The organism is Nonomuraea sp. NPDC050783, assembly GCF_040802095.1.
GTDB lineage: Bacteria > Actinomycetota > Actinomycetes > Streptosporangiales > Streptosporangiaceae > Nonomuraea.
Genome location: NZ_JBFAHK010000002.1, coordinates 641784 through 666640, shown reverse-complemented (window position 1 = coordinate 666640; position 24857 = coordinate 641784). Strand labels below are relative to the sequence as shown.

General features: G+C 72.7%; 22 protein-coding genes. 10 read left to right on the top strand and 12 right to left on the bottom strand.

Going from position 1 to position 24857, the window contains the following annotated elements:
- Positions 1-9 precede the first annotated feature (9 nt).
- The 5 genes from AB0H75_RS07870 to AB0H75_RS07850 form a co-directional block, all read right to left on the bottom strand.
- Entirely contained in the window at positions 10-372 is a 363-nt protein-coding gene (locus AB0H75_RS07870; RefSeq protein ID WP_367792174.1) for a hypothetical protein, read from the bottom strand.
- Positions 369-1235: an extradiol ring-cleavage dioxygenase gene (locus tag AB0H75_RS07865; protein ID WP_367792171.1), complete on the bottom strand. Its 867-nt coding sequence runs from the start codon at positions 1233-1235 to the stop codon at positions 369-371. The genes AB0H75_RS07870 and AB0H75_RS07865 overlap by 4 nt, the downstream gene beginning before the upstream one ends.
- Positions 1228-2043 (bottom strand): citryl-CoA lyase, encoded by an 816-nt coding sequence (locus AB0H75_RS07860; RefSeq protein WP_367792168.1) that lies wholly within the window; start codon positions 2041-2043, stop codon positions 1228-1230. Before AB0H75_RS07860 ends, AB0H75_RS07865 begins: the two co-directional genes overlap by 8 nt.
- On the bottom strand, positions 2040-3209 hold the full coding sequence (locus tag AB0H75_RS07855; RefSeq protein ID WP_367792165.1) for a CaiB/BaiF CoA transferase family protein: 1170 nt from the start codon (positions 3207-3209) through the stop codon (positions 2040-2042). Before AB0H75_RS07855 ends, AB0H75_RS07860 begins: the two co-directional genes overlap by 4 nt.
- 225 nt (positions 3210-3434) lie before the next feature.
- Positions 3435-4478 (bottom strand): LacI family DNA-binding transcriptional regulator, encoded by a 1044-nt coding sequence (locus AB0H75_RS07850; protein WP_367792162.1) that lies wholly within the window; start codon positions 4476-4478, stop codon positions 3435-3437.
- Positions 4479-4672: 194 nt separating this feature from the next.
- On the opposite strand from AB0H75_RS07850, the gene AB0H75_RS07845 reads away from it, so the two are divergent.
- The 5 genes from AB0H75_RS07845 (at position 4673) to AB0H75_RS07825 (ending at position 11488) form a co-directional block, all read left to right on the top strand.
- Complete coding sequence (locus AB0H75_RS07845; protein ID WP_367792159.1) at positions 4673-5986, top strand: ABC transporter substrate-binding protein; 1314 nt, start codon at positions 4673-4675, stop codon at positions 5984-5986.
- Positions 5980-6915: a carbohydrate ABC transporter permease gene (locus tag AB0H75_RS07840; RefSeq protein WP_367792156.1), complete on the top strand. Its 936-nt coding sequence runs from the start codon at positions 5980-5982 to the stop codon at positions 6913-6915. Before AB0H75_RS07845 ends, AB0H75_RS07840 begins: the two co-directional genes overlap by 7 nt.
- Positions 6912-7739: a carbohydrate ABC transporter permease gene (locus AB0H75_RS07835; protein ID WP_367792153.1), complete on the top strand. Its 828-nt coding sequence runs from the start codon at positions 6912-6914 to the stop codon at positions 7737-7739. Before AB0H75_RS07840 ends, AB0H75_RS07835 begins: the two co-directional genes overlap by 4 nt.
- A gap of 1 nt (position 7740) precedes the next feature.
- On the top strand, positions 7741-10377 hold the full coding sequence (locus AB0H75_RS07830) for a family 78 glycoside hydrolase catalytic domain (RefSeq protein ID WP_367792149.1): 2637 nt from the start codon (positions 7741-7743) through the stop codon (positions 10375-10377).
- A 91-nt stretch (positions 10378-10468) separates the two neighbouring features.
- Positions 10469-11488 carry an endonuclease/exonuclease/phosphatase family protein gene (locus tag AB0H75_RS07825; protein WP_367792145.1) on the top strand — a complete coding sequence of 340 codons (1020 nt, stop codon included), beginning with the start codon at positions 10469-10471 and terminating at the stop codon, positions 11486-11488.
- 5 nt (positions 11489-11493) lie between these two features.
- On the opposite strand, the gene AB0H75_RS07820 is transcribed toward AB0H75_RS07825, so the two are convergent.
- Positions 11494-11889, bottom strand: a complete 396-nt coding sequence (locus tag AB0H75_RS07820; protein ID WP_367792141.1) for a hypothetical protein — start codon at positions 11887-11889, stop codon at positions 11494-11496.
- A gap of 124 nt (positions 11890-12013) precedes the next feature.
- On the opposite strand from AB0H75_RS07820, the gene AB0H75_RS07815 reads away from it, so the two are divergent.
- Positions 12014-13372 carry a xylan 1,4-beta-xylosidase gene (locus AB0H75_RS07815; protein ID WP_367792138.1) on the top strand — a complete coding sequence of 453 codons (1359 nt, stop codon included), beginning with the start codon at positions 12014-12016 and terminating at the stop codon, positions 13370-13372.
- Positions 13373-13410: 38 nt separating this feature from the next.
- Here the strand turns inward: AB0H75_RS07815 and AB0H75_RS07810 are convergent, their stop codons facing one another.
- The 3 genes from AB0H75_RS07810 to AB0H75_RS07800 are packed head-to-tail and all read right to left on the bottom strand — an operon-like array spanning position 13411 to position 16423.
- Positions 13411-14505: a LacI family DNA-binding transcriptional regulator gene (locus tag AB0H75_RS07810; RefSeq protein ID WP_367792135.1), complete on the bottom strand. Its 1095-nt coding sequence runs from the start codon at positions 14503-14505 to the stop codon at positions 13411-13413.
- Between the two features lie 30 nt (positions 14506-14535).
- Positions 14536-15414 (bottom strand): PfkB family carbohydrate kinase, encoded by an 879-nt coding sequence (locus AB0H75_RS07805; RefSeq protein WP_367792132.1) that lies wholly within the window; start codon positions 15412-15414, stop codon positions 14536-14538.
- Positions 15415-15421: 7 nt separating this feature from the next.
- Complete coding sequence (locus AB0H75_RS07800) at positions 15422-16423, bottom strand: SIS domain-containing protein (protein ID WP_367792129.1); 1002 nt, start codon at positions 16421-16423, stop codon at positions 15422-15424.
- Positions 16424-16653: 230 nt separating this feature from the next.
- Here AB0H75_RS07800 and AB0H75_RS07795 point away from each other — a divergent pair, with 230 nt between their 5' ends.
- Genes AB0H75_RS07795 through AB0H75_RS07780 form a run of 4 tightly spaced genes read left to right on the top strand, consistent with a single transcriptional unit; the run spans position 16654 to position 20544 of the window.
- Positions 16654-17970: an ABC transporter substrate-binding protein gene (locus tag AB0H75_RS07795; protein WP_367792126.1), complete on the top strand. Its 1317-nt coding sequence runs from the start codon at positions 16654-16656 to the stop codon at positions 17968-17970.
- Between the two features lie 9 nt (positions 17971-17979).
- Positions 17980-18870, top strand: a complete 891-nt coding sequence (locus tag AB0H75_RS07790) for a carbohydrate ABC transporter permease (protein ID WP_367792123.1) — start codon at positions 17980-17982, stop codon at positions 18868-18870.
- Complete coding sequence (locus tag AB0H75_RS07785; RefSeq protein ID WP_367792119.1) at positions 18867-19700, top strand: carbohydrate ABC transporter permease; 834 nt, start codon at positions 18867-18869, stop codon at positions 19698-19700. The genes AB0H75_RS07790 and AB0H75_RS07785 overlap by 4 nt, the downstream gene beginning before the upstream one ends.
- Before the next feature lie 13 nt (positions 19701-19713).
- Positions 19714-20544, top strand: coding sequence for a sugar phosphate isomerase/epimerase family protein (locus AB0H75_RS07780; RefSeq protein WP_367792116.1), 831 nt, complete (start codon positions 19714-19716; stop codon positions 20542-20544).
- Between the two features lie 54 nt (positions 20545-20598).
- On the opposite strand, the gene AB0H75_RS07775 is transcribed toward AB0H75_RS07780, so the two are convergent.
- Genes AB0H75_RS07775 through AB0H75_RS07765 form a run of 3 tightly spaced genes read right to left on the bottom strand, consistent with a single transcriptional unit; the run spans position 20599 to position 24713 of the window.
- The gene (locus AB0H75_RS07775; RefSeq protein ID WP_367792113.1) at positions 20599-21126 is read right to left on the bottom strand and encodes a GNAT family N-acetyltransferase; all 528 of its coding nucleotides are present in this window, start codon (positions 21124-21126) and stop codon (positions 20599-20601) included.
- A 22-nt stretch (positions 21127-21148) separates the two neighbouring features.
- Positions 21149-22180 (bottom strand): LacI family DNA-binding transcriptional regulator, encoded by a 1032-nt coding sequence (locus AB0H75_RS07770; protein ID WP_367792110.1) that lies wholly within the window; start codon positions 22178-22180, stop codon positions 21149-21151.
- Entirely contained in the window at positions 22164-24713 is a 2550-nt protein-coding gene (locus AB0H75_RS07765; protein ID WP_367792107.1) for a glycoside hydrolase family 3 N-terminal domain-containing protein, read from the bottom strand. The genes AB0H75_RS07770 and AB0H75_RS07765 overlap by 17 nt, the downstream gene beginning before the upstream one ends.
- Positions 24714-24857: the final 144 nt, after the last annotated feature.

Here is a 24857-nt window from a genome sequence, read left to right as displayed (position 1 = left end):
AGGGGACGGTCAGGTGGCGATGTCCGGATAGGGCAGGCTGAAGTGCGACAACCGCTGGGCGTACTCGCGCTGGAACCCCAGCGGCTCGGCGTAGTCCCGCTCGAACATCGCGATGAACAACGTCAGCGTCAGGAAGGGATGCGCCCCCAGCTCGAACAGCTTCGGGTGGTCGTGCGTGGCCAGCGCCTCCCGCTCGGCGTCGTCGAAGCGCGGCCAGGTGGAGCGCTCGGCGGTGTGGCAGCCGAGCAGGCGGCCGGCGTACTCGGCCTCCCACCACTCGACGGTGGCCCGCGGCTCCTCCCGGTAGCGTTCGACCAGCTCGGGGTCGCGGTCCACGGTGAACAGGAACTTGTCCAGCAGGTACTTGCTCATGCGCGGCCGCCTCCGTCCGGGTACCAGGTGAAGTACGCCTCCATCGTGTGGAACAGGTCGTACGAATCGGTGTAGTCGGCTTTGCGGTCCTCGCCCGCGACGCCCATCATCAGCATGAAGTCCATGAAGCCGTGGGTGGCGTTGCCGGGGCGCCACAGGCTGTCCAGGGTGACCTCCGCCAGGCAGCCCTCCAGGTCGCCGGTGGAGATCCACTCGACGGCCCTGCGGTCGAACTCGGGGTCGGGGCCGTGCGGCCCGAACTGGCGCGGCCCGCCGAGCTCCAGCGACAGGTGCCCGGTGCCGATGACGGCCACCCGCCGCCCGTCCGGCCACGACTCGACCAGCTCGCGGATGGCCCGCCCGAGTTGCACGAACCGCTCCGGGCGCGGCAGCGGCGGGGCGAAGATGTTGGTGTAGACGGGCACGATCGGCAGGTCGTTCTGCGGGCGCAGGGTGAGGATCGGGCAGGTGATCGAGTGGTCGATCCGCAGCTCGTTGGAGAAGGCCAGGTCGAAGCCCAGGTCGAGGCCGCCGCGCAGAAGGTGGGCGGACAGGTCCTCGGCGCCGCTGAACACCATCCGGGGCAGGCCGAACTCGCGTTCCTCGTTGTACCAGTTCGCGTCGTAGAAGGGCGCCTTGCCGACGAGGAACTGCGGCATGTTGTCCAGCCAGAGCTGGTGGAAGTGGTCGGCGCCCACCATGACGAGGACGTCGGGGTCCGCCCTGGTCAGGGTCTCGCGGAAGGCGGTGACCTTGCGCACCCACTCGTCGGCGAACGGCGGCCGGTCCGCGCCGGTCGCCGTGGCGGCCCGGTAGTAGAAGGGATGGTGGGTGGACGCGATGACCGCGACGAGCTCAGCCATGCGGGCCTCCGTCGGCGAGCGGCTCCGGGGGGACGGACCGGTTGTTGAGGTCCACGGACAGGAAGATGTCGTTCGCCACCGGGCGGCGCAGCTCCTCGGCGAGCTGGCCGATGAGCCCGGCGGTCCTGGCCAGCAGCGCGAAGGCACGCAGCAGCTCCAGCGGCAGGCCGAGGTCGGCGAGCGCGGCCCCGCACGCCCCGGCGCCGTTGAGCGGCAGCGCCCGGCCGAGCACCCGCGGGTGGACCCGGCCGACGGCGGCCAGCAGCGCCAGGTGCGGCCCGGACAGGCCCTCCTCGGCGGCGATCTCGAACAGCCGGGCAGTACGCGGGTCGCCGTCCTTGTGGACGTGGTGGCCCAGGCCGGGGATCAGCTCGCGCCGCTCGCGGCGGGCCCGGACGGCCTCCAGGGCGAGGGCGTCCCAGCCGGCGTCGTCGGCCGGCAGCGGCTCGCCGTGGGCGCGCAGCACGTCGTGGAGGAAGCGGCCGCAGTCCTCGGTGACGCCGAGGAAACGCGAGCCGCCGCCGAGCAGCCCGGCCGCCAGCGCCCCCTGCACGGAGTCCGGCGCCGACAGGTACGTCAGCCGCGTCACGATCGCGGTCGGCGTGAACCCGTGGTCGGCCAGCGCGGCGAGCACCGCCTCGAACACCCGCACCTCGCCCGCCGCGGGCCGGCGCTGGGTCGCCAGCCAGAACGCCAGCTCGCCGAAGCCCACCCGCCCCATCACGTCCTGGGCCAGGTCCTGCCCGAGCAGCGTGATCGTCGCCGGCGACGACGCCCCGAGCGCCGTCGGGTAGTCGCGCCCGCTCACTCCGGCTCCCCTCCCAGCGGGCGGGCGAGCCAGGCGCGCAGCTCCGCGCCGTGCTCGTCCAGCTCGGGCGGCGGCAGCGGGTAGCGGACCGGCGTCTCGGAGAAGCGGACGGGATGGCGGGTGGTCGGCATCGCCCGCTCCCCCTCCCCCGCCTCGACCACCGGGTCCAGCCCGAACCGCTCGGCCATGGCGAAGCCGCCGTCGATCGTCTGGATCGGCCCGCTCGGCACCCCCGCCTCGACCAGCAGCTCGAACCACTCGACCGCGCCCTTGGCGGCCAGCCGCTCGACCAGGAGGGGGCGCAGCTCGTCGCGGCGGGCGGTGCGGTCGGCGTTGCGGGCGTAGCGCGGGTCGGCGGCGACCTCGGGGATGCCGAGCACCTCGCACAGCTTGCGGAACTGGCCGTCGTTGGCGGCGGCGACGATGAGGTCGTCGTCGGCGGTGGGCAGCGGCTCGTACGGGAACACGCTCGGGTGCGCGTTGCCCATCCGGTACGGCACCACCCCGCCCGCCACGTACGCGGAGCTGTGGTTGACCAGCCCGGTGAGCGCCGACGACAACAGGTTGACCTCGACGTGCTGCCCCCGCCCTGTCCGGTCGCGGTGGCGCAGCGCGGCGAGGATGCCGATCACCGCGTGGTTGCCGGCCATGACGTCGAACACCGAGATCCCGGCCCGGTACGGCGGCCCGTCCGGATCGCCGGTGAGGCTCATCAGCCCGGAGACGGCCTGCACCATAAGATCGTAGCCGGGCACCCGGGCGCCGGGGCCGGAGCCGAAGCCGCTGATGGAGGCGTAGACGACGCCGGGGTTGGCGGCGCGGACGGCGGCGTGGTCGAGGCCGTACCTGGCCAGGCCGCCCGGCCGGAAGTTCTCGATCATGACGTCGGCGCGCCGGGCCAGCTCCCTGGCCGCCGCCGCGTCGCCGGGGTCGCGCAGGTCGAGCACGATCGAGTGCTTGCCCCGGTTGACGCCCAGGTAGTACGTGGAGGTCCCGCCCCGCGCCGGCGGCGTCCAGCCGCGGGTGTCGTCGCCCGCGGGGCTCTCCACCTTCACCACGTCGGCGCCCAGGTCCGCCAGCACCATCGTGGCGTAGGGCCCGGCCAGGACCCGGGAGAAGTCGGCCACGAGCACACCCACCAGCGGCCCGGCCCCGTCGTCCGCCATCCCGCCTCCTACCGTTTTACGGACAATTGTCCGTAACCGGGATGGTGGCACACCCTCCTCCGCCTGAGGAGGCCCTTGACAGCAGGCGGCCCGCTCTTGGAATTACGGCGGACAGAGTGACCGTATAGCGGACAACCGTTCGGAATGCCGAGGAGTCCAGGGTGAGCGGGCGGATCGAGTACGAGCTGGTGGGCGTCGATCCCGCGGCCGCTCACGTCCCCGCGATCACGCGGCGTCCTGGGGCGGCCCGGTCGAGCGGCGGACGACCAGGCTCGGCGTGACCGAGAAGCGCACCGAGGACGCGCGGCCCCCCGCGACGCGCTCCAGCAGCAGCCGGGCGGCCGTCCTGCCCATGAGGGTGCCGTCCTGGTCGACGGTGGTCAGCGCCAGGTGCGCGAGCCCGGCCGCGCGGGTGTTGTCGTAGCCGGCCAGGGAGACGTCGGCGGGCACGGACAGGCCCGCCTCGTGCAGCGCGGCCAGCGCGCCGAAGGCCGCCAGGTCGGCGCCGGCGAAGATGGCCGTGGGGCGCGGGTCGCGGGCCAGCAGCTCGTGGGCGCCGCGCCGGCCGCCCTCCTCGGTGTAGGCGGTGGCGGCGACGGCGATCTCGTCGGCCAGGCCGTGCTCGGCCATGACCCGCCGGTAGGTGCGCTCCCTGATGGCGTGCAGCATCGTCGCGGGACGGCCGTGGCCGAGGTCCTGCTGGCCCAGGTGCGCGACGCGGCGGTGGCCGAGCGCGATCAGGTGCCCGACGGCCAGCTCGGCTCCCGCCTCGTCGTCGCCGTGGACGGAGTCGTAGAGGGCCGAGCGCTCGTGCGGGCCGAGCACGACGGTGGGGGTGCCCGCGGCCACCTCCTCCAGGCGGGCCTTGGAGCTGAGCGGGACGACCATGAGGATGCCGTCCACCTGCCGGTCCACCAGGGCGTCGATGGCGCGGCGCTCGGAGGTGTCGTCCCGGCCGCCCTGGACGATGATGGCCTGGTAGTCGGTGCCGCCGAGCTGCTCCATGAGCCCGTCCAGGATCTCGGCGAAGAACGGGTTGTTGATGTGCGGCAGGAGCACGCCGATGGTGAACGTGCGCCCGCGCATGGCGCGTGCCGCGTGGTGCGGGCGGTAGCCGAGCTCGTCGATGGCGGCCCGCACGCGCTCGCGCATGGCGGTGCTGACGCCGTAGGCGTTGCGCAGCACCTTCGACACCGCCGTGGTGGAGACCTGGGCGTGGCTCGCCACGTCGGCGATCGTCACGCGCCGCCCGCGACCGGCCCCGCCCATGCGCCCGACCTCCCCTTCCAGGTGTGGGTAACGTTACCCATTTTTTCTCTCATCAGTGCACGCAGTTCGGCACTTCGCAGCATCACGATTGGGGATCGTTCCCCAAATTCGCTATTGACGTGTCCGGCGTGCGACGCCTACGTTAACTCGCATCGGGGACGCTTAAAACGTTTCAACGAACCCGGAGGGGCGTTGTGAAGACCTCTCACCGCGCGGCGGGAGCGGCACTGGCCGTTCTCACGATCGCGGCTCTGACCTCCTGCGGCTCGGGCTCGGGCTCGGGCACGGCGTCGTCCGGCGGCGGCGCGGTCACCCTGAAGTTCCTCGTCGACAACAGCCAGGCCACCCTGGACACCGCCAAGGCCCTCGCGGACGCCTTCACGAAGGCGAACCCCACCATCAAGGTCGAGACCGAGACCCGGCCGGGAGGCAGCGAAGGCGACAACATCATCAAGACCCGGCTGTCCACGGGCGACATGTCGGATGTGTTCTGGTACAACTCCGGCTCGCTGCTCCAGGCGCTCAACCCCGCCCAGACCCTGGTCGACCTGACCGGCGACCCGGTGCTGGCCAACGTGCAGAAGGACTTCCTGCCCGTGGTCAGCCAGAACGGCAAGGCGTACGGCGTGCCCGCCGGCACCGCGATGGGCGGCGGCATCCTCTACAACCGCAAGGTGTACGAGCGGCTGAAGCTGGAGGTGCCCAAGACCTGGACCGAGTTCATGGCCAACAACGACAAGATCAAGGCGGCCGGGATCGCGCCGGTGATCGGCACGTTCAAGGACACCTGGACCTCGCAGCTCTTCGTGCTCGGCGACTACTACAACGTGCAGGCCGCGGTGCCGGGCTTCGCGCGGGACTACACGGCCAACAAGGCCAAGTTCGCCACCACCCCGGCCGCGCTGGCGGGCTTCCAGCACCTGGCCGACGTGCACGCCAAGGGCTACCTGCAGGAGGGCTTCGGCTCGGCCACCAACGACCAGGGCATGAAGATGCTGGTCGAGGGCAAGGGCGCGCACTACCCGATGCTCAGCGCCCAGCTCCCGCCGCTGGTGGCCAGCATGCCGCAGGCCGCCACCGACGTCGGCTTCTTCGGCATCCCCGGCACCGACGCGGCCAGGAGCGGCGCGACCATCTGGGAGCCGCCCGGCATCTACATCCCCAAGACCACCGAGAACCTGGACGCGGCAAAGAAGTTCCTGGCCTTCGTCGCCTCGCCGGCGGGCGCCGAGGCGACCAACAAGGCCGTGCAGCCCGCCGGGCCGTACCGGATCGCCGGGGCCGAGCTGCCGGAGGACGCCATCCAGGTGGCCAAGGACCTCCAGGTCTACGTGGACGAGGGCCGCACCGCGCCCGCGCTGGAGTTCGTCTCCCCGGTCAAGGGCCCGTCGCTGGAGCAGATCACCGTCGCCGTCGGCTCCGGGCTGACCCCGCCCGCCGAGGGCGCCGCCCAGTACGACAAGGACGTGGAGAAGCAGGCCAAGCAGCTGGGGCTGGCCGGGTGGTGACCGAGCAGGCCGCCGGGCCCCGCGCGGGGTCCGGCCCGGCACGCGGGCCGGCCCGCTCCCGCCCGCCGGCCAGGCGCCGCTCAGCCTACCCCTACGCGCTGTACGCGCCGGCCGCCGTCGTCTTCCTGGTGATCTTCCTGGTGCCGACGGTGATGGCGTTCTACTTCGCGCTGACCCGCTGGACGCTGTTCGACAGCGAGTTCGTCGGGCTGGACAACTTCCGCGACTTCCTGGCCGAGCAGAACCTGCGCATCGGCTTCCAGAACACCATCGTCTACGCGGTCCTCACCAGCGGACTGAAGGTCGTGCTCGGGCTGCTGCTCGGCGTGCTGCTCACCTCGCGGCTGCGGCTGCGCGGCTTCCTGCGCTCGGTGGTGTTCTTCCCGACCCTGGTCTCCACGGTCGCCGTCGGCATCACCTTCAGCATGCTGCTCAAGCCGCAGACCGGCCTGGTCGACCAGGCCCTGGCCCTGGTCGGCGTGGACGGCCGCGACTGGCTCGGCGACGCCACCACCGCGCTGCTGTCGGTCGCGCTGGTCGACGTCTGGAAGGGCGTCGGCCTGGCCACCGTCATCTACATCGCCGGCATCATGTCCATCCCGCAGGAGTACCACCAGGCGGTCGCCGTGGACGGCGGCGGCGCCTGGCACCGCTTCCGGCACATCATCCTGCCGCTGAGCTGGCCGGCGACCTACTCGGTGATCATTCTGTCGTTCATCGGCGGGCTGCGCTCCTTCGACCTCATCTGGACGATGACCCGCGGCGGCCCCGGCTTCACCAGCGACACCATCGCCTCGATCATCTACAAGCAGTACCAGGCCGGCTTCTTCGGGCTGTCCACCGCCGGCAACGTCATCCTCTTCCTCGTCGTCACGGCCATCGCCGTGCCGCTCAACCACTACCTCGGCAAGAGGCAGGTCGCCGCATGAGGACACTTCGCAGGCTCGGCGCCGAGACGGTCGCGCTGGTGCTGGCCACCGTGATCTTCCTGGTGCCGTTCGCGCTCATGCTGCTGACCGCCGTCAAGGACCAGACGCAGGCCGTGGACCTCGACTTCGCCTGGCCGACGAGCTGGCCCGTCGTGCAGAACCTCATGGCGGTGGTCGAGGCCCGCGACTACGTGCTGCTGCGCGCCTACGTCAACTCCACGATCATCACCGTCGCCTCCGTCGCGCTGCTCGTGGTCTTCGCCGCGATGGCCGCGTTCGTGCTGCAACGCCGGCCCGGCCGGGCCGCCAGGCTGGCCGACTTCCTGGTGCTGTCGGGGCTGATCATCCCGCCCGCAGTGGTGCCGACGATCTGGCTGCTCCAGGCGCTCGGCCTGTTCAAGACGCTGCCCGGGCTGATCCTGGCCGAGGTGGCCTTCAACCTGTCCTTCGCGATGTTGTTGTTCCGGGCGTTCATCGCGGCCATCCCCCGCGAGCTGGACGAGGCCGCCCAGATCGACGGCTGCACCGGCCTGCGGCTGTTCTTCCGGGTGATCTTCCCGCTGCTGCGGCCGGTGACCATCACCGTCGTGCTGGTCAGCTCGGTCAACATCTTCAACGACTTCGTCAACCCGCTCTACCTGCTGCCCGGTGACGACAACGCCACCGTGCAGGTCACCCTCTACAACTTCCAGAGCCAGTACAACACCCAGTGGAACCTGCTGTTCATGGACATCGTCCTGATCACGATCCCGCCGCTGCTGCTGTTCGTCTTCTTCAACCGCAAGATCGTCGCCGGGATGACCGCCGGCGCCATCAAGGGATGACATGACCACTCTGCACGTCAACGCCCCCACCTTCGAGCACCACCGCGACCCCCTCGGCATCGGCGAGCCCGAGCCGCGCCTGTCCTGGACCGTCACCACCGGCATCCCGGGCTGGGTCCAGCGGGCGTACGAGATCGACCTCGGCGACGGCCTCACCACCGGCCGCGTCGAGTCCGCCGAGTCGGTGCTGGTGCCGTGGCCGGGCCCGGCGCTCGGCTCGCGGCAGCGGCGCGGCGCGCGGGTGCGCGTCCACGGCGCCGACGGCTCGGCCAGCGACTGGAGCCCCTGGTCGGCGGTCGAGACCGGGCTGCTGGAGCCCGCCGACTGGCGGGCCTCGGCCGCCGCGCCGCCGCTGGACCTGCTGGGCGCGCCCGACGGGCCCGCGCTGCTGCTGCGCCGCGACTTCACCACCCGCGCCCCGGTCGAGCACGCGCGGCTGTACGTCACCGCGCACGGCACGTACGAGATCGAGCTGAACGGCCGCGTGGTCGGCGACGATGTGCTCGCCCCCGGCTGGAGCAGCTACGGCCACCGGCTGCGCTACCGCACCCACGACGTCACCGCCCTGCTGCGCGAGGGCCCCAACACGGTCGGCGCGACCCTGGCCGACGGCTGGTACCGGGGCCGCGTCGGCTTCCAGGCCGGCAAGACCGACCTGTACGGCGACCGCACCGCCCTCATCGCCCAACTGGAGATCACCTACGCCGACGGCACCACCGACGTGGTCGTCACCGACGGGCAGTGGCGCTGCGCGAGCGGCCCGGTCACCGCCGCCGGCCTCTACGACGGCGAGAAGCACGACGCCCGCCTGGAGCCGCGCGGCTGGTCCGAGCCCGGCTTCGACGACTCGGCCTGGACGCCCGCCGACGCCCTCCCCCACGACCCGGCCCTGCTGGTCGCGCCGACCGGCCCGCCCGTGCGCCGCACCGAGATCCTGCGCCCGGCCGGCGTCCTGACCGGCCCGGCCGGTGAGACCATCCTCGACTTCGGCCAGAACATCGCCGGCCGGCTGCGCATCCGCGTCCAGGGCCCGGCCGGGCACACCGTCACCCTCCGGCACGCCGAGGTCCTGGAGAACGGCGCGCTGGCCCTGCGGCCCCTGCGCAACGCCGCCGCCCTCGACCAGTACACGCTGCGCGGCGACGCCGGACCCGAGACCTGGGAGCCGCGCTTCACCACGCACGGCTTCCGCTACGCCCAGATCGACGGCTGGCCCGGCGCCTTCGACCCGGCCGACGTCGTGGCCGTGGTCTGCCACACCGACATGCGGCCCACCGGCGACTTCGACTGCTCCGAGCCGCTGCTCAACCGGCTGCACGACAACGTGCGCTGGAGCATGCGCGGCAACTACGTGGACCTGCCCACCGACTGCCCGCAGCGCGACGAGCGGCTGGGCTGGACCGGTGACCTCCAGGTCTTCGCCCCGGCCGCCGCCTTCCTGTACGACTGCGCCGGGCCGCTGGCGTCCTGGCTCGCCGACCTCGCCGCCGAGCAGCGCGAGCTGGGCACGGTGCCGCCGTACGTGCCATGGGTGCCGCTGCTGTTCCCGCCCGTGGCGACGGCGGCCTGGGGGGACGCGGCGGTGCTCGTCCCGTGGCTGCTCCACCAGCGCACCGGCGACCTCGGGCTGCTGCGCGCCCAGTACCCGAGCATGACGGCCTGGGTGGACCAGGTGGCCGGGCTCGCCGGCGAGGACCACCTGTGGGACGAGGGCTTCCAGTTCGGCGACTGGCTCGACCCGGCCGCGCCCCCGGACGACCCCGGCCGGGCGCGTACCGACCACGCGCTGGTCGCGACCGCGTACCACGCCTGGTCGGCCCGCGTCGTGGCGGACACGGCCGCGCTGCTCGGCCACTCCGCCGACGCCGCCCGCTACGGGGAGCTGGCCGAGGCGGTGCGGGCGGCCTTCCGCCGCGAGTTCGTCACCCCGTCGGGGCGGCTGGCCTGCGACACCCAGACCGCCTACGCCCTGGCGCTGCACCTGGACCTGCTGGACGGGGACGGGCAGCGGGAGCGGGCCGGGCGGCGGCTGGCCGAGCTGGTCGCCGAGGACGGCCACCGCATCGGCACCGGGTTCGTGGGCACGCCGCTGATCTGCGACGCGCTGGCCTCGGCGGGCGCGTACGACACCGCGTACGCGCTGCTCACCCAGCGCGCCTGCCCGTCGTGGTTGTACCCGGTGACGATGGGGGCGACCACGATCTGGGAGCGCTGGGACAGCATGCTGCCCGACGGGTCGGTCAACCCGGGCGAGATGACGTCCTTCAACCACTACGCGCTGGGCGCCGTGGCCGACTTCCTGCACCGGACCGTCGCCGGGCTCGCGCCGGGCGCGCCCGGTTACCGGGAGCTGCTGGTCCGGCCGCGGCCGGGCGGCGGGCTGTCACGGGCGCGGGCCACGCTCGACACGCCGTACGGGCGGGCCGAGGCCGGCTGGTCCCGCTCGGGCGGGAGCCTGGAGCTGCGGGTGGTCGTCCCGCCGAACACGACGGCCACCGTCCACCTGCCGCCCGACCCGGCCGACGGGCCCGTGGCGGCCCCGGTCACGGTCGGCTCCGGGGAGCACGTCTTCACCTGCGCCTTCCGCGACCCCGCCGACGACCCGGCCCCGGCCCCGAGACGTTCCCGCCTGCCGTGACCGGGGCGGCTCTTACCCCAATCTCGCGCCGAACGCCAGCTCTCATCCAGTAATCATAGAAATCTCATACTGACCGCCTAGGGTGCGGCACGTGCTAGTGGAAGAGGTCGCGGGCGTGCCGGCATCCGGCCCCCGGCCGCGCGACCGGCGCGGCCGGCGCGGCCGGCGCGGCCGCCGATGGCCGGCCCGGCTCGCGGTGGCGGTCGCCGTGCCGTTCGCCGCGGGGACGGCCGTGCGGCTCGGCGGGCTGGAGTCCGGCCCGCTGCTGGTGCCCCTGGTCTCCTTCACGCCGTACTTCGCGACGGCCGCGCTGCTCGCGCTCGCGGTGGCGGGGCTCGCCCGGAGCAGGGCCGCGGTCGCGGTCATGCTGGCCGTGTGCGCGTGCCTGGCGTGGTGCGTCGTGCCGCGCGCGGTCGCCGACGGCGAGCCGGCGCCGGGTCGGCCGCTGCGGCTGCTGACCGCCAACCTCAACGGCGGCCGCGGCGACGCCGCGACCGTCGTCGGCCTGGTCCGCGGTCTCGGCGTGGACGTGCTCAGCCTCCAGGAGCTCACCTACGCCGAACGCGACCGGCTCAGGGCGGCCGGGCTGGAGGAGCTGCTGCCGTACCAGGTGACCAGGCCGGAGACGTGGGGGCCGGTGGGCAGCGGCCTGTACGCGCGCTATCGGCTGCGCGAGCGCACCGGGCTGTTCCGGCCGGTCGGGCACCACATGCCGGTGGCGGAGGTGGCGCTGCCCGGCGGGCGGCCGGTCGAGGTGGTGGTCGTCCACCCGGTCGCGCCGGTGCCCTCGACCGTGTCCGAGTGGCACGACGGCGTGGCCACGCTGCCGCCCGCCCCCGCGTCGGGGCCGGCGCGGATCCTGGCCGGCGACTTCAACGCGACGCTGGACCACGCGGTGCTGCGCGGCCTGCTGGACACCGGCTACACCGACGCGGCCGCCGCCACCGGGCAGGGGCTCGTCCCGACCTGGCCGATGCGCCGGTTCCCGCCGCTGGTCGCCATCGACCACGTCCTGACCGACGGGCGCGCCGGCGCCGTCGCCGTGCGGATCCACGACGTCCCCGGCTCCGACCACCGTGCCCTCTTCGCGGACCTGCGAGTCCGCCCGTGAGCCGGTCAGCGGTACGCGCCGCCCGGGGAGACGTACCGCTCGGCGCCGGCGGGCGGGCCGCCGATGGAGTCGCCGGACGGCAGGAGCGTCACCAGCACGACCACGACCGCGGCCGCGGCGACGCGGCCCGCCCGCCCGAGCGCCGGGCGGCCGGCGCGCAGGCCGAGCCGGTGCGCCCACAACGCCACCACCACCGCGGCCGCCGGCGAGCCCGGAGGAGGCAGCCACCCGGTCAGGGTCCACAGGAGCTGTCGCGGCTCGGGCGACAGCTTCTCGCCGGGGCAATCCAGGAACAGCGCGGGCCCGTAGAAGAAATACTCACGTTCCTGGAACGACAGCAGCAGGCCGCCGGCGGCGAGCAGCAGCGCGGCGGCCCACCATAACCGTGATCTCGCGGACATGGTTCGCCAACCTATCGGGGGTAACGTCGGCGGGCGAACGGTTCCAGGTCCCGGCACGGGCGTCCACCCGTGCCATCCTCATAACCAGACAAAACATCAGAGCGGGTGGGTTTCAGTGTCTCCGGTGAGCAGGAAGACGATGTGGCGGCGGCCGGTCCGGGCCGTCGCCGCCGCCGTGCTGGCGGTGGTCATGGCCGGATGTGCCGGAGGACCCGGCGACGGCCCGGACGGCGGCGCCGAGCCCACCTCCAGCGCCAGTGCCGAGCAGCGGCAGCCGTCCACCGCGGCCAAGCCGCCCGCCGTGGACCCCGGCTGGCCGCGCTGGGGGTTCACGCACACCGGCATCAGCGCCAACAACATCAACCCGCGCTTCGAGCGGACCGTCGCCCAGGCGCTCTCGCGGACCCCGATGTTGCAGAACCAGCACATCATGGGCTTCGGCGCGCTCAACCCGCAGCCCCGCCGCGACGAGTACTTCTGGGAGGACCTGGACAGCCGCACCACGTTCACGAAGGAGTCCGGCGGCACCCAGATCATCACCCTGTGCTGCGCCCCCGACTGGATGAAGGGCGGCCCCGAGGGCCAGCCCTCCCTGGAGGGCTGGGGCCACCTGGAGGACGCCCCCTACCCCGAGCACTTCGACGACTACGCCAAGCTGGCCGCCACGGTCGCCGAGCGTTACCCCGACGTCGAGTACTTCATGGTGTGGAACGAGTTCAAGGGCTTCTGGCCGAACCACTCCAGGCCCGCCGACTACAAGGGCTACACGCAGCTCTACAACAAGGTCTACGACGCGGTGAAGGCGGTCCGCCCCGACGCCAAGGTCGGCGGCCCGTACCTCGGCTTCGACAGCAACAAGGGCGGCCACTCGGAGCTGCGCGGCGACTGGGGCGTGATCAACCAGAACGTGCTGGACGCCTTCACCTACTGGTTCGAGAACAAGAAGGGCGCCGACTTCATCGTCGTGGACGGCGCCTCCCCGACCGACGCGCACGAGCTGCTGCCCGACGAGTTCGGCGCGCTGGGCAAGTTCAGCGCGGTCACCCAGTGGTTGCGGAAGAAGACCGGGAACATGCCGATCTGGTGGTCGGAGTGGTACTTCGAGCCCGAGGACGGCACCGTCTGGCCCGAGAACAAGCGGCTCGCCGTGCAGGCCGCCTCGATGATGGAGTTCGTCAGGAGCGGCGCCGCCACCGCGCTGTACTGGAACCCGCAGGCGAAGAGCGGCCCCTGCAAGGGCTGCATGTGGGACCCGCGCACCGGCGAGCCGCTGGGGACCCAGCGGCTCATCGGCGACTTCGCCACGTGGTTCCCGGCGGGGGCGGAGCTGGACGACGTCTCCTCCTCCGACCCGGAGGTGCGGGTGCTGGCCCAGCCGGAGCGGCTGCTGCTGGTCAACACCGCCGACAAGCGGGTCACCACCGAGGTGGACGGCAAGGAGTACGACCTGAAGCCGTACGAGGTCAAGTGGAGCCCCCGCTGACCCCCCGCTGACCTCCGGCCCCGCCACCGCCGCCGGCGCTACGGCAGGGCCGGGGGCGGGGCCACCGAGGAGCGCCGGATCAGCCGGGAGCGCAGGGTGTGCATGTCGCGGGCGGGCTCGGCCCCGGCCAGGATGTCGAGCAGCACCTCGGCCGCCTTGGCGCCGAGCTGGTGCACCGGCTGCTCGATCATCGTCAGCGGCGGGTCCATGACCGCCGCCCACGCGCTGTCGTCGAAGCCGACCAGCGACACGTCGTGCGGGTAGGACAGCCCGGCCGCCCGCAGGGCGCGCAGCGAGCCGGTCATGCCGTCGGTCTCGGTGCAGAAGACGGCGGTGACCCGGTCGGGCAGCGCCAGCATGCGGCCGACCTCGTGCACCACCCGCTCCTCCGTCTTCGGCCCCACCATGACCAGCTCGGGGTCGAAGGGGATGTGCGCGTCGTCGAGCGCGTCGAGGTAGCCGCGCAGCCGCTCGCCGTCGGTCCACAGGTTGCGGGAGGCGGCCGCCAGCAGCTCGCGCCGGGTCGCGGGCGGCTCGCCGACCGGCGGCCCCCACACGAACCCGATGCGCCGGTGGCCCGCCGCGATCAGCATCTCGACGGCCTGGCGCGCGGCGTCGCGGTTGTCGATGACGACGGCGTCGAGGTCGAGCGCCGCGACCGCGCGGTCGACCAGCACGACCGGGATGCCGCGGTCGAGGGCGGCCTTCAGGTGGGCGACCTGGTCGCGCTGGAGGGCGGCCGAGGCCACGATGACGCCGTCCACGCGCTTGTCGATGAGCACGTTCGCGGCCGCGACCTCCTCCCTCAGGTTCTCGTACGTGCTGAGCACGATCACGTCGAACCCGCGCGCCCGCGAGGTGTCGGAGACGCCCCGCAGCAGCCCGGCGAAGAACGGGTTGCCGATGTCGGCGACGATCACCCCCAGCGTGTGGCTCACGCCGGTGGACATGCTGCGGGCCAGCGCGTTGGCGCGGTAGCCGAGCTTCTCGGCCGCCGCGAGCACCCGCGCCCGCAGCTCGGGGCTGACGTAGCCGTAGCCGCCGAGGGTGCGGGCGGCCGTGGCGCGCCCCACCCTCGCCTCGGCCGCGACCTCCGAGATCGTCGGCCCCGCCTGGCCCCGCTCAGTCGGCATGGATCCCGTCCCTCGTTCCCGATCGGCCCATCACATGCTAGTCACGGGGCTCGGCCGGCCGTGCCCGAAGGCGCCTTCCACGAAGCACTGCTCGTGGGCGGCCAGCGCGCCGCCGCGCAGCGCCTCCTCGATCAGGCCGCGGCCGGGCCGCTCGCCCCTGGCCCAGCCGCCGCGCAGCAGCGCGACCGCGAATCCGGCGAGGAAGGCGTCGCCGCAGCCCATCGTGTCGACCAGGGCGTCCTCGGCCACCGGCCGCGCCGGGCCGGAGACCGTCACCCGCCCGTCGCAGGCGATCGCGCCCTGCGTCCCGCGGGTGCCGAGCGCGAGGCCGGCGCCGCGCCGCACCGCCTCGGCCAGCAGCTCCTCGGTCTCGGCCGGGCCGAGGTGGGAGCAGGACAGCAGCACGAGGTCGGCGTGCGGGCAGATCCGGTCGAGGTAGGCGGGGTCGCGGAAGTCGTCCTCGCTGGACAGGTCGAAGCTGACCAGCGGGCCGCCGGGCGCGGCCAGCTTGGGCAGCTCCGGCTCGCTGCGGCTGTAGACGCTCGAATGGACGAGGTCGAAGCCGGCCGCGTAGCCGAGCAGGTCGTCGTCCAGCACGAGAGGCTCGCGCACGGTGACGCCGCCGCCGTTCCAGCCGAGGAAGACCCGCTCGCCGTCGTCCACCCGCAGGTGGGACACGCCGCTCTCCCCGGCCCGGACGACGCAGCGGCCGGTGTCCACGCCCTCGGCGGCGACGGCGGCGCCGAGGAAGCGCCCGAGGTCGTCGTCGCCGAAGACCCCCAGGTAGGCGGCCTCGGCGCCGAGGCGGCGGGCGTAGACGGCGACGTTGACGCTGTTGCCGCCCGGGTAGTCGACCCCCCGGTCGACGAATCGGTCGACGATGTTGTCGCCGAAGCCGAGCACTCTCATCGTTTCCTCAGTAGTCCATGACGCGGTAGTAGCGGCGCAGGTCGAGGGAGTGGCCGGTGACGCGCTCCAGGTGCTTGCTGACCCGGCTCATGACGGTGTCGAGCACGAGCGGCGCGAGCAGGCCGCGGAACTCCGGGCTGATGCCGGTCAGCGGGTAGTCGCGGGTGTCGAAGACCGTGACGTCCTTGGAGACGCGCCGGGCGAACGCCTCGGCGCGGTCGGTGAGCGGGCGGGTCTCGTCCTCGCCCTGGAAGATGACGACGCTGGTGTCCTCCTCCAGCAGCTCAAGGGAGCCGTGGAAGAACTCGGCGCTGTGCACGCGGGTGGTGCGCAGCCACTGCATCTCCTCCAGGATGCACATCGAGTACAGGTACGTGAAGCCCCACAGGTTCCCGCCGCCGATGAGGAAGTGGTAGCCGGTGTCCTTGTGGGCCTCGGCGAAGGCGGCGGCCGCGGGCTCGGCCTGCCGGGCGACCTCGACGAGGATCTCCGGGATGCCGGCCAGCTCGCCGGCGAGCTTGTCGTAGCCGTCGAACTCGCCCCGGCGGGCCAGCAGGCGGCCCACGAACAGCAGGAGCTGGAAGTCGAACGGCCAGGTCTTGGGCTGCGAGATGAGCGCGTGGTCCACCATCGTGGCGATGGGCGAGTCGGCGTGCCCGGTGAAGGAGACCGTGCGGGCGCCCTTCGCCTTGCAGAACTCGATGGCCCGCACGCAGTCCTCGGTGGTGCCGGAGACCGAGGTGAACAGGGCCACCGTGCGCTCGCCGAGGCGGGCGTCGCCGGAGACCACCAGCTCGGCGGCGATGGCCGAGCGCACGTCGAAGGTGGAGGAGCGCCGGGCCCAGTGCTCGTAGGGCCACATCTGCGCGTAGGTGCCGCCGGCGCCGACGAGGAGCAGGGTGTCGAAGCCCTCGTCCACGAGCCGGTCCACCAGCTCCTCGATCTGGGGCCGCAGGCCCACGGCGCTCGCCGACTGGGCGAGGAATTCCGGCTCGTTGAATCCGAGCATGAGGGTGTCCTTTCACGACTCTGATACCGGTATCAGGCGGTGGTCACGTTGGCACAGGGCTCCCTGCGGCGTCAACCTCGGGCTCGGTAAAGAAGCTTATGAGCTGGGGTTACTTGCGGTTTTTCAGATCACGCCGTGCTAACGAAGAAAAGATCTTCCCTCTGGGTCTGGTACCGGTATCAGAACGTCTGTAAGGTCGGCCAACAACCAAGGCGGGAGAAAGGAAGCCCATGCGCTCTCGCGCACTCTCGACGTTCGCGGCACTCCTCGGGACGGCGCTCGCGCTGACCGCCTGCTCCGGCGGGCAGCCGCAGGCGGCCCCCGCGGCCGACGCCGCCGCCACGCCGGACTTCTCCGGCACCCTGAGCATCCTCACCAAGTTCGCCGGCGACCCGACCGCGCCCTACTTCGAGAACCTCGCGGCCGCGTACAGCAAGCAGCACCCGCAGGTGAAGGTCGAGCTGATCCAGGAGACCGACCAGAGCGTCAAGGACAAGCTCAAGACGCTCACCGCCTCCGACGCGCTGCCGGACATCTACTTCACCTGGACCGGCAACTGGGCGGACAACTACATCCGCGGCGGCCGGGCGGCCGACCTCACCAAGGTGATCGGCCCCGACACCGAGTGGGGCAAAACGTTCAGCCCCGGCTCGCTGGCCGCCTTCGCCCGCGACGGCAAGTACTACGGCATCCCGCTGTACGGCAACGGCAAGTTCATGGGCTACAGCAAGGCCGCCTTCGAGAAGGCCAGCGTCCAGGTGCCGAAGACGTTCGAGGAGCTGATCGCCTCCTGCGGGCCGCTGCGCAAGGCCGGCTACGAGCCCATCGCCTTCGGCAACAAGGACGGCTGGCCCGCGCTGCACTACCTGCAGCAGCTCTTCGCGTACAACGTGCCGTCCGCCACCCTGGAGGCCGACTTCGCCCCCGAGACCGCCAAGCTGACCGACCCCGGCTACGTGACCGCGCTCAACCAGTTCAAGACGCTGGTCGACCAGTGCACCGACACCAAGAGCGGCACCAACGGCGTGCTCTACAGCTCGGCGCAGGAGGCGTTCGCCAACGGCAAGGCCGCCATGTACTTCCAGGAGATCCTGGAGTTCGACAACGCCACCTCGGGCACGCTCAAGCCGGCCGACTTCGGCATCTTCCAGCTCCCGGTCCCGGCGAACGCGGCCGGTGACCCCGCCATGCTGGAGGGCTCGCCCGAGGGATACCTGATCAACGCCAAGTCGCCCCGGGTGGCGCTCGCGGTGGACTTCATGAAGTTCGCCACCAGCCTGGAGAACGCCAAGACGCTGTCGGCGCCGCCGTACGGGCAGCCCAGCACGGTCGTCGGCGCGGTCACGGCCGACAACTCCAGCAAGGCCGTCTACGAGGGCATCCAGCTCGTCAACAAGGCGCCCAAGCTGGCCATCTGGCTCGACACCGTCACCGTGCCCGAGGTCGCCGACGCCTGGCTGTCCGGCGGCGAGGCCATCGTGAGCGGCGGCATGACGGCGGACAAGGTGCTCGAAAGCGTGCGCCAGGCCTCCGACGCGGCCAAGTAGGAGCTCCCGTTGCGCGCCACCCTGCTGCGAAGGACGCTCGGGCTCGCGTGGGTCGTCCCCGCCCTCGTACTGGTCGGAGTGTTCGTCTACCTGCCGCTCGTGCAGAACCTCCAGTTCAGCACGCTCAAGTGGGACATCTACAGCGGCAGCCAGGAGTACGTCGGCCTGGACAACTACGTCAAGCTGGCCGACGACCCGATCTTCTGGTCCTCGCTCGGCAACAACGTCCTGTACGCCGTCGTCTCCATCGTGTTCCAGGTGTTCGGCGCGCTGCTGCTGGCCGCGCTCATCGAGAGCGTGCGCTCGCAGCGCTGGCAGCGGGTGCTGCGGGCGGTCTACTTCGTGCCGTGCGCGATCTCGCTGACCGTCGCGGGCCTGCTGTTCTACTTCATCTACGAGCCCAACCTCGGCCCGCTCAACCACGCGCTCGCCGCCGTCGGCCTGCCGGAGCTGGCGCAGGCGTGGCTGGGCCAGGAGAGCACGGCGATGCCGGCGATCATCGCGATGAGCCAGTGGCAGGGCTTCGGCTACTCGACGCTGCTGTTCGCCGTCGCCATCCAGCGCATCCCCAGGGAGATCTACGGGGCCGCCGCCATCGACGGCGTCGGCCCGGTCGGCCGCTTCGTGCACGTCACGCTGCCGCTGGTGCGCGAGATGACCGGGATCATGATCATCCTCACGATCTCGGGAGCGTTCCAGGTGTTCAACGAGGTCATGGTGATGACGGCCGGCGGGCCCAACAACTCCACGCAGGTGCTGGGCACGTGGCTGTACCGCAGCGGCTTCGTCCGCAACAACTTCGGCTACGCCGCCGCGATCGCGACCGTGCTGTTCGTGATCACGCTCGGCATCGCGATCGCCCAGCTCTGGGCCTCGCGCAGGAGAAGGGTGGAGTGGTGACGCGGCTGAGCTTCCTCGGGTCGGTCGCCCGCGTGTTCATGTGGGCGTTCCTGCTGGCCCTCGCGGTCGTGGTGCTCTACCCGCTGCTGTGGATGACGCTCAACGGGTTCAAGACCAACGCCGAGCTGTTCGGGGACCCGTTCGCGCTGCCCCTGGACTGGAGCTTCGACAACTACGCCAAGGCGTGGAACCGGGGCGTCAGCGGCTACCTGTCCACCAGCGTCCTGGTCACGCTCACCTCGACCGTGGCCACCGTGCTGGTCAGCGCGTGGGCCGCGTACGGGCTGACCCGCGCGGACCTGCCGTTCGGCCGGGGGCTGACCGGGCTCATCCTGGGCGGGCTCATGCTCGCGCCGACCGTGGCGCTGGTGCCGCTGGTCAAGATGTTCCAGGCGATGGGGCTGTACAACACCTTCTGGGCGCTGCTCATCCTCTACACCGCCTTCCGCGTGCCGTTCACGACGTTCCTCATCCGGGCGTACATGATCGACCTGCCGCGCTCGGTGGACGAGGCCGCCTCGATGGACGGCGCGAGCCGCTGGACCTGCTTCTGGCGGATCACGCTGCCGATGTGCAAGCCGATCCTCATCTCGGCGGTGCTGCTGCACATCCTGTTCACCTGGAACGAGTACCTGTTCGCGATGGTCTTCACCAGCGGCACCGGGGTGCAGACGCTGCCGGTCGGGCTGATGAGCCTGATGAGCAAGCACGGCACCGAGTACCCGGTGGTGTTCGCCGGGATGGTGATCGCGGCGCTGCCGGTCGTGCTGCTGTTCTTCTTCGGCCAGCGCTACATCGTCAAGGGCCTCGCCGACGGCGTGGGCAAGTGAAGGAGCCTCCCCCGTGTCCCTGTCGATCACGCAGTTCACCGGCTCGAACTTCTCCTACCAGCACCTGCCGTTCGAGCGTTTCCTCGACGACGCCGCCGACCTCGGCCGCGAGCACCTGGAGCTGTGGGGCGTCGCGCCGCAGCTGCACGTCCCCGAGCTGAGCGACGCCGAGGCGCGGGCGGTGCGGCGCGCGGCCGAGACGCGCGGGCTGTCGGTCCGCTGCCTGACGCCCGAGCAGGTGATGTACCCGGTCAACGTGGCCTCGCCGGTGCCGTGGCTGCGGGAGGGCAGCGTCGCCCTGTTCCGGCGGGCCGCCGAGCTCTGCGCCGAGCTGGGCGCCGGGCTGCTGCTGCTCACGCCGGGACGCGGCTTCGAGGACGAGCCCGTCGAGGCCGCCTGGCGGCGCTCGGCCGACGCGATCGGCGAGATCGCCGGCTACGCCGCGACGCTCGGGGTGACGTGCGTGCTGGAGGCGTTGCAGCGGGTGGAGTCGAACCTGGTCAACGACGCGGCGGGCCTGGCCCGCATGATCGGCGAGATCGGCGCGCCCAACCTGGGCGCCGTCCTGGACACCGTCGCCATGGCCACCGCCGGCGACACGGTGGACGGCTACTTCGACGCGCTCGGCGACCGGGTCAGGCACGTGCACCTGGTCGACGGGCGGCCCGCCGGGCACCTGGCGTGGGGGGACGGCGAGCTGCCGCTGGCGGAGTACCTGGAGGCGCTGGACCGGCGGGGGTACGCGGGGTGCCTGACGTTCGAGCTGTTCGGGCCCGGCACGTACGCCTTCGACCCGCGCCCGGCCGTCGAGCGCTGCCTGTCGGCCGTCCGGCCCCTGCTCTGACCGGCCCGCGCCCCTTCCTCGGCCTCCTCGGCCTCCTCGGCTTCCTCGGCCTCCTCAGCCGCCGAACGGCGGCGCGTAGCGGATCACGCCCCGGGGCGGCGGCGTGCCGTCCAGCGACAGGGCCATCAGCGCGTCCGCGGGGGCGTCGAACGGGGCGGTGATGCCGTGCCGGGCGGCCGGGGTGAAACCGAAGCGCGGGTAGTAGGCGGGGTGGCCGAGCACGACCACGGCGCGCTCGCCGAGGCCGCGGGCCGTCGCCAGGGCGTCCTCGACCACCAGGGTGCCCAGCCCGCGGCGCTGCTCGGCGGGCACGACGGCCACCGGGGCCAGCGCGAGCGCCGGGACGTCCCCGATGTGGCAGCGGGTCAGCAACGCGTGCGCCACGACGCGCCCCCGGCCCGCGATCCGGCCCTCGATCGGATACGCGGCCACCCTGGACAGGGCGGGAATCCATGCGGGGTCGGCGCGCAGCGCGTCCACCAGGTCGGCCTCCAGCGGCGTGGGGAACGCCGCGAGGAGCACGCCCCTGACCGCGGCCTCCTCGCCCGCCGCCGCCACCCGCACGACCACGTCCCTCTCCATCCGCTCCGCTCCTTCCCGCCGGTCAGGGCCGCCGCGCGCGGCTCACCGGCGCGGTCGAGCCGCGCACGATCAGCTCGGTGGCCAGCTCCACGTGGTGGGAGTCGATGGGCTCGCCGGCCGCCAGCCGCAGCGCGGTGCGCAGGGCGACGGCGCCCATCTCGCGCAGCGGCTGGCGGACGGTGGTCAGCGGCGGCGAGGCCATCCGCGCGATCTGGGTGTCGTCGAAGCCGACGATGCTGAGGTCCTCGGGGATGCGCAGGCCGCGCGCGCGGGCGGCCTCCATGACGCCGAGCGCGCTCTCGTCGCAGCCGACGAAGATCGCGGTGGGTGGTTCGGGCAGGTCGAGCACGGCGGCCCCGTACTTCAGCCCGTCCTGGTAGCGGAACTGCCCGAAGAAGGTGTGGCAGGGCGGCGCGGAGGCGCCCTCGGCCTCCATCGCGGCCCGGTAGCCGTGCAGCCGCGCCTGGTTGCAGGCGGCGGTGGCCGGGCCGCCGATGTAGGCGATGCGCCGGTGGCCGAGCGAGAGCAGATGCTGGGTGGCGGCCAGCCCGCCGGCGAAGTTGGTCGAGCCGACGCTGGTCACGCGGGCGCGCGGCAGGTTGAGCGGGTCGATGACGACCAGCGGCAGGTGGACGCGGGACAGCGCGGTGAGCTGCCCGCTGGTCAGCTCGCTGGTGACGGCGATCAGCGCGCGCCGCCCGGTGGCGGCCAGCTCCCGCGCCCACGTGCCGGGGCGGGCGGCGTCCTTCTTGAGGCTGACCACGACCCCGACGCCCAGCTCGGCCCCGGCGTCCACCAGGCCCTGGATGAGCTCGGTCGAGTACGCGTTGATGTAGGAGTCGAACTGCACCTCGACCGTGTCCGTCGCGACGGCCTCGCTCCGGCGCGGCACCGGGGCCACGTAGTCGTGCTGCCGCAGCAGCGACTCGACCAGTGAGCGGGTCGCCGGGGCGACGTCGCTGCGCCCGTTGAGCACCTTGGACACGGTCGCGACCGACACGCCGGCCGAGGCCGCGACCGTGGCCAGGGTGGCGCGCCTAGGACTGGCCGGCATCGATCCCCTCCCGAGGCTGCACGGACACGGGAGTGTCCCGGGGCTGCACGGACACGGGAGTGTCCCCCGGCTCCACCGACACGGGGGTGTCGAGGCGCCGGTCGTGGCCGACGACCCGGACGGGGCCGGTCAGCCGGACCGTCGCGCGGCACGGCAGGTCGGCGGCGGAGGTGCCCACGAGCACCTCGACGTCCCCGGGCTCCACGATGCGCTTCAGGTCGCGTCCGGTGAAGGCGGTGCGGTCGGCGTGGACGCGGAAGGTCACCCGGGCCTCCGCCCCCGGCTCCAGCCGGACCTTGGCGAACCCGGCGAGCTGCCGCACCGGCCGGGTGACCTGGGCGAGGACGTCGCGCAGGTAGAGCTGGACGACCTCGTCACCGGCCCGGCCGCCGGTGTTGCGCACCCGCACGCTCACGGTGAACTCACCGTCGGTGGGCACCTCGGTGTCGCTGACCCGCAGGTCGCCGAGGTCGAAGGTGGTGTAGGAGGTGCCGTACCCGAACGGGAACAGCGGCGTCGGGTCGAGGTTGCTGATGCCGTGGCTGTCGGCGCCCAGTGGCGGTTGGAGGTAGGTGCCGGGTTGCCCGCCGTGCCCGCGCGGGATCTGCACCGGCAGCCGTCCCGACGGCTGGACCCGGCCGGACAGCACGCCGGCGATGGCCGCGCCGCCTTCCTCGCCCGGCATGAACGCCTGGACGAGCCCGGCGGCCGCGTCGTGCACCGCGCCCAGCGCGTACGGCCGCCCGGAGACGACCACCACGACGACCGGCGTCCCAGTGGCGGCCAGCTCGGTCACCAGTTGCTCCTGCACGCCGGGCAGCCGCAGGTCGTCGGCGTCGCAGCCCTCCCCCGACGTGCCGTGCCCGAACAGGCCGGCCAGGTCGCCCACGGCCACGACGCACAGGTCGGCGTCGCGGGCGGCGGCGGTGGCGGCGGCGAAGCCGGAGCGGTCCTCGCCCCGCACCTCACAGCCCCGCTCGTGGACCAGCTCGGCGCCGGGCAGCTCGGCGCGCAGCGCGTCGAGCAGGCTCGGGGCCTCGACGCCGAGCCCGAGCCCGGGGTGGCGGGGCAGCACGTGGTTGGGGAAGGCGTAGCAGCCCATGAACGTGCGCGGGTCGTCGGCGCAGGGCCCGACGACGGCGATCCGGCGCGGCGCGGCGCGGCCCTCGCCGAGCAGCGGCAGCGCGTCACCGGCCGCCAGCAGCACGATCGAGCGCTCGGCCAGCTCGCGGGCGAGCGCCCGGTTGCCCGGCGAGTCCAGGTCGAGGGCGGCCGCCCCGGCCACGGACCGCTCCGGCGTCCATTCGGGGTCGAGCAGGCCGAGCTGCGCCTTCTGCAGGAGCAGGCGGCGCGCGGCCCGGTCGATCAGCTCCTCGGGCAGCTCGCCGCTGCGGACCCGCTCGGCCAGGTTCTGGCCGAAGCCGAGGGTGTCGGGCAGCTCGACGTCGATCCCGGCGGCCAGGGCCAGCGCGCCGGCCTCGTCGGTGTCGGCGGCCACGCGGTGCATGGTGGCCAGGAACGGGACCGACCAGTAGTCGGAGACGACGGTGCCGGTGAAGCCCCACTCCTCGCGCAGCACCTCGGTGAGCAGCCAGGGGTCGGCGCCGGCGGGCATGCCGTCCACGTCGGAGTAGGAGTTCATGACCGAGCGGGCCCCGCCCAGCGCGATCGCGGTCTCGAACGCCGGCAGGATCATGTCGGCCAGCTCGCGCCGCCCCATCGGCACCGGGCCGTGGTTGCGGGCGGCGCGGGAGGCGGAGTAGCCGGCGAAGTGCTTGAGCGTGGCGATGATCCCGGCGCTCTCCAGGCCGCGCACGTAGGCGGCGCCGAGCATGGAGACGAGGTACGGGTCCTCCCCCATCGTCTCCTCGACCCGCCCCCACCGGTAGTCGCGCACCACGTCGAGCACGGGCGACAGGCCCTGGTGGACGCCCACGGCCGCCATGTCCCGCCCGATCGCCGCGGCCATCCGCTCGATCAGGCCGGGGTCGAAGGTCGCGCCCCACGCGATGGCGGCCGGGTAGACCGTGGCCCCGTACGCCGTGAACCCCGTCAGGCACTCCTCGTGCACGATCGCCGGAATGCCGAACCTGGAGGCGGCCATCACCTGGCGCTGCAGCCTGATCACCTCGGCGGCGCCCTCGGCGGGCGTGACCGGGGCGCTGCCGTGGACGCGGGTGAGGTGGCCGAGGCCGTACCGGATCGCCTCGTCGAAGGGGACCGTGCCGGAGGCGGCGAAGACGTCCTGCATGGGAGCGACGTTGAGCGCGGCCTCGCCGTCGTGGCCGTCCCCGGCGCCGGCGTCGGCCTCGGGGTCGGCGTCGGGGTCGGCGTCGGCGTCGGCGTCGGCGTCCTGGGCGGAGGGCTCGGCCTGCATGTCGTTGCCGAGCCAGCGGCTGCCGAGCTGGCCGATCTTCTCCTCCAGGGTCATCTCCGCGAGGATGGCCTCGACCCGGTCGGCCACGGAGAGGCCCGGGTCCTGCCACGGACGCAGAGCACCGTCCACCGCGGGCGTCCGATCTACAGCCGTCATCTGATGCTCCCCCTAAAAGGCGATTCGCAGCGCGTTTTTTCGAAATGTTTCGACGTCGTTAGCGATCTGTGAGCAGAGACCTCCTCGGCACCAGATGAGCAGCTAAGCGCCGCGCCAGCGTACTTTACACTCACCCGATTGGAA

What these genes read in the sequence shown, in the direction of transcription:
- AB0H75_RS07870 (WP_367792174.1), bottom strand. Translation starts at nt 372, where the DNA reads ATGAGCAAGTACCTGCTGGACAAGTTCCTGTTCACCGTGGACCGCGAC.
- AB0H75_RS07865 (WP_367792171.1), bottom strand. Translation starts at nt 1,235, where the DNA reads ATGGCTGAGCTCGTCGCGGTCATCGCGTCCACCCACCATCCCTTCTAC.
- AB0H75_RS07855 (WP_367792165.1), bottom strand. Translation starts at nt 3,209, where the DNA reads ATGGCGGACGACGGGGCCGGGCCGCTGGTGGGTGTGCTCGTGGCCGAC.
- AB0H75_RS07850 (WP_367792162.1), bottom strand. Translation starts at nt 4,478, where the DNA reads ATGGGCGGGGCCGGTCGCGGGCGGCGCGTGACGATCGCCGACGTGGCG.
- AB0H75_RS07835 (WP_367792153.1), top strand. Translation starts at nt 6,912, where the DNA reads ATGAGGACACTTCGCAGGCTCGGCGCCGAGACGGTCGCGCTGGTGCTG.
- AB0H75_RS07830 (WP_367792149.1), top strand. Translation starts at nt 7,741, where the DNA reads ATGACCACTCTGCACGTCAACGCCCCCACCTTCGAGCACCACCGCGAC.
- AB0H75_RS07820 (WP_367792141.1), bottom strand. Translation starts at nt 11,889, where the DNA reads ATGTCCGCGAGATCACGGTTATGGTGGGCCGCCGCGCTGCTGCTCGCC.
- AB0H75_RS07810 (WP_367792135.1), bottom strand. Translation starts at nt 14,505, where the DNA reads ATGCCGACTGAGCGGGGCCAGGCGGGGCCGACGATCTCGGAGGTCGCG.
- AB0H75_RS07805 (WP_367792132.1), bottom strand. Translation starts at nt 15,414, where the DNA reads ATGAGAGTGCTCGGCTTCGGCGACAACATCGTCGACCGATTCGTCGAC.
- AB0H75_RS07800 (WP_367792129.1), bottom strand. Translation starts at nt 16,423, where the DNA reads ATGCTCGGATTCAACGAGCCGGAATTCCTCGCCCAGTCGGCGAGCGCC.
- AB0H75_RS07795 (WP_367792126.1), top strand. Translation starts at nt 16,654, where the DNA reads ATGCGCTCTCGCGCACTCTCGACGTTCGCGGCACTCCTCGGGACGGCG.
- AB0H75_RS07775 (WP_367792113.1), bottom strand. Translation starts at nt 21,126, where the DNA reads ATGGAGAGGGACGTGGTCGTGCGGGTGGCGGCGGCGGGCGAGGAGGCC.
- AB0H75_RS07770 (WP_367792110.1), bottom strand. Translation starts at nt 22,180, where the DNA reads ATGCCGGCCAGTCCTAGGCGCGCCACCCTGGCCACGGTCGCGGCCTCG.
- AB0H75_RS07765 (WP_367792107.1), bottom strand. Translation starts at nt 24,713, where the DNA reads ATGACGGCTGTAGATCGGACGCCCGCGGTGGACGGTGCTCTGCGTCCG.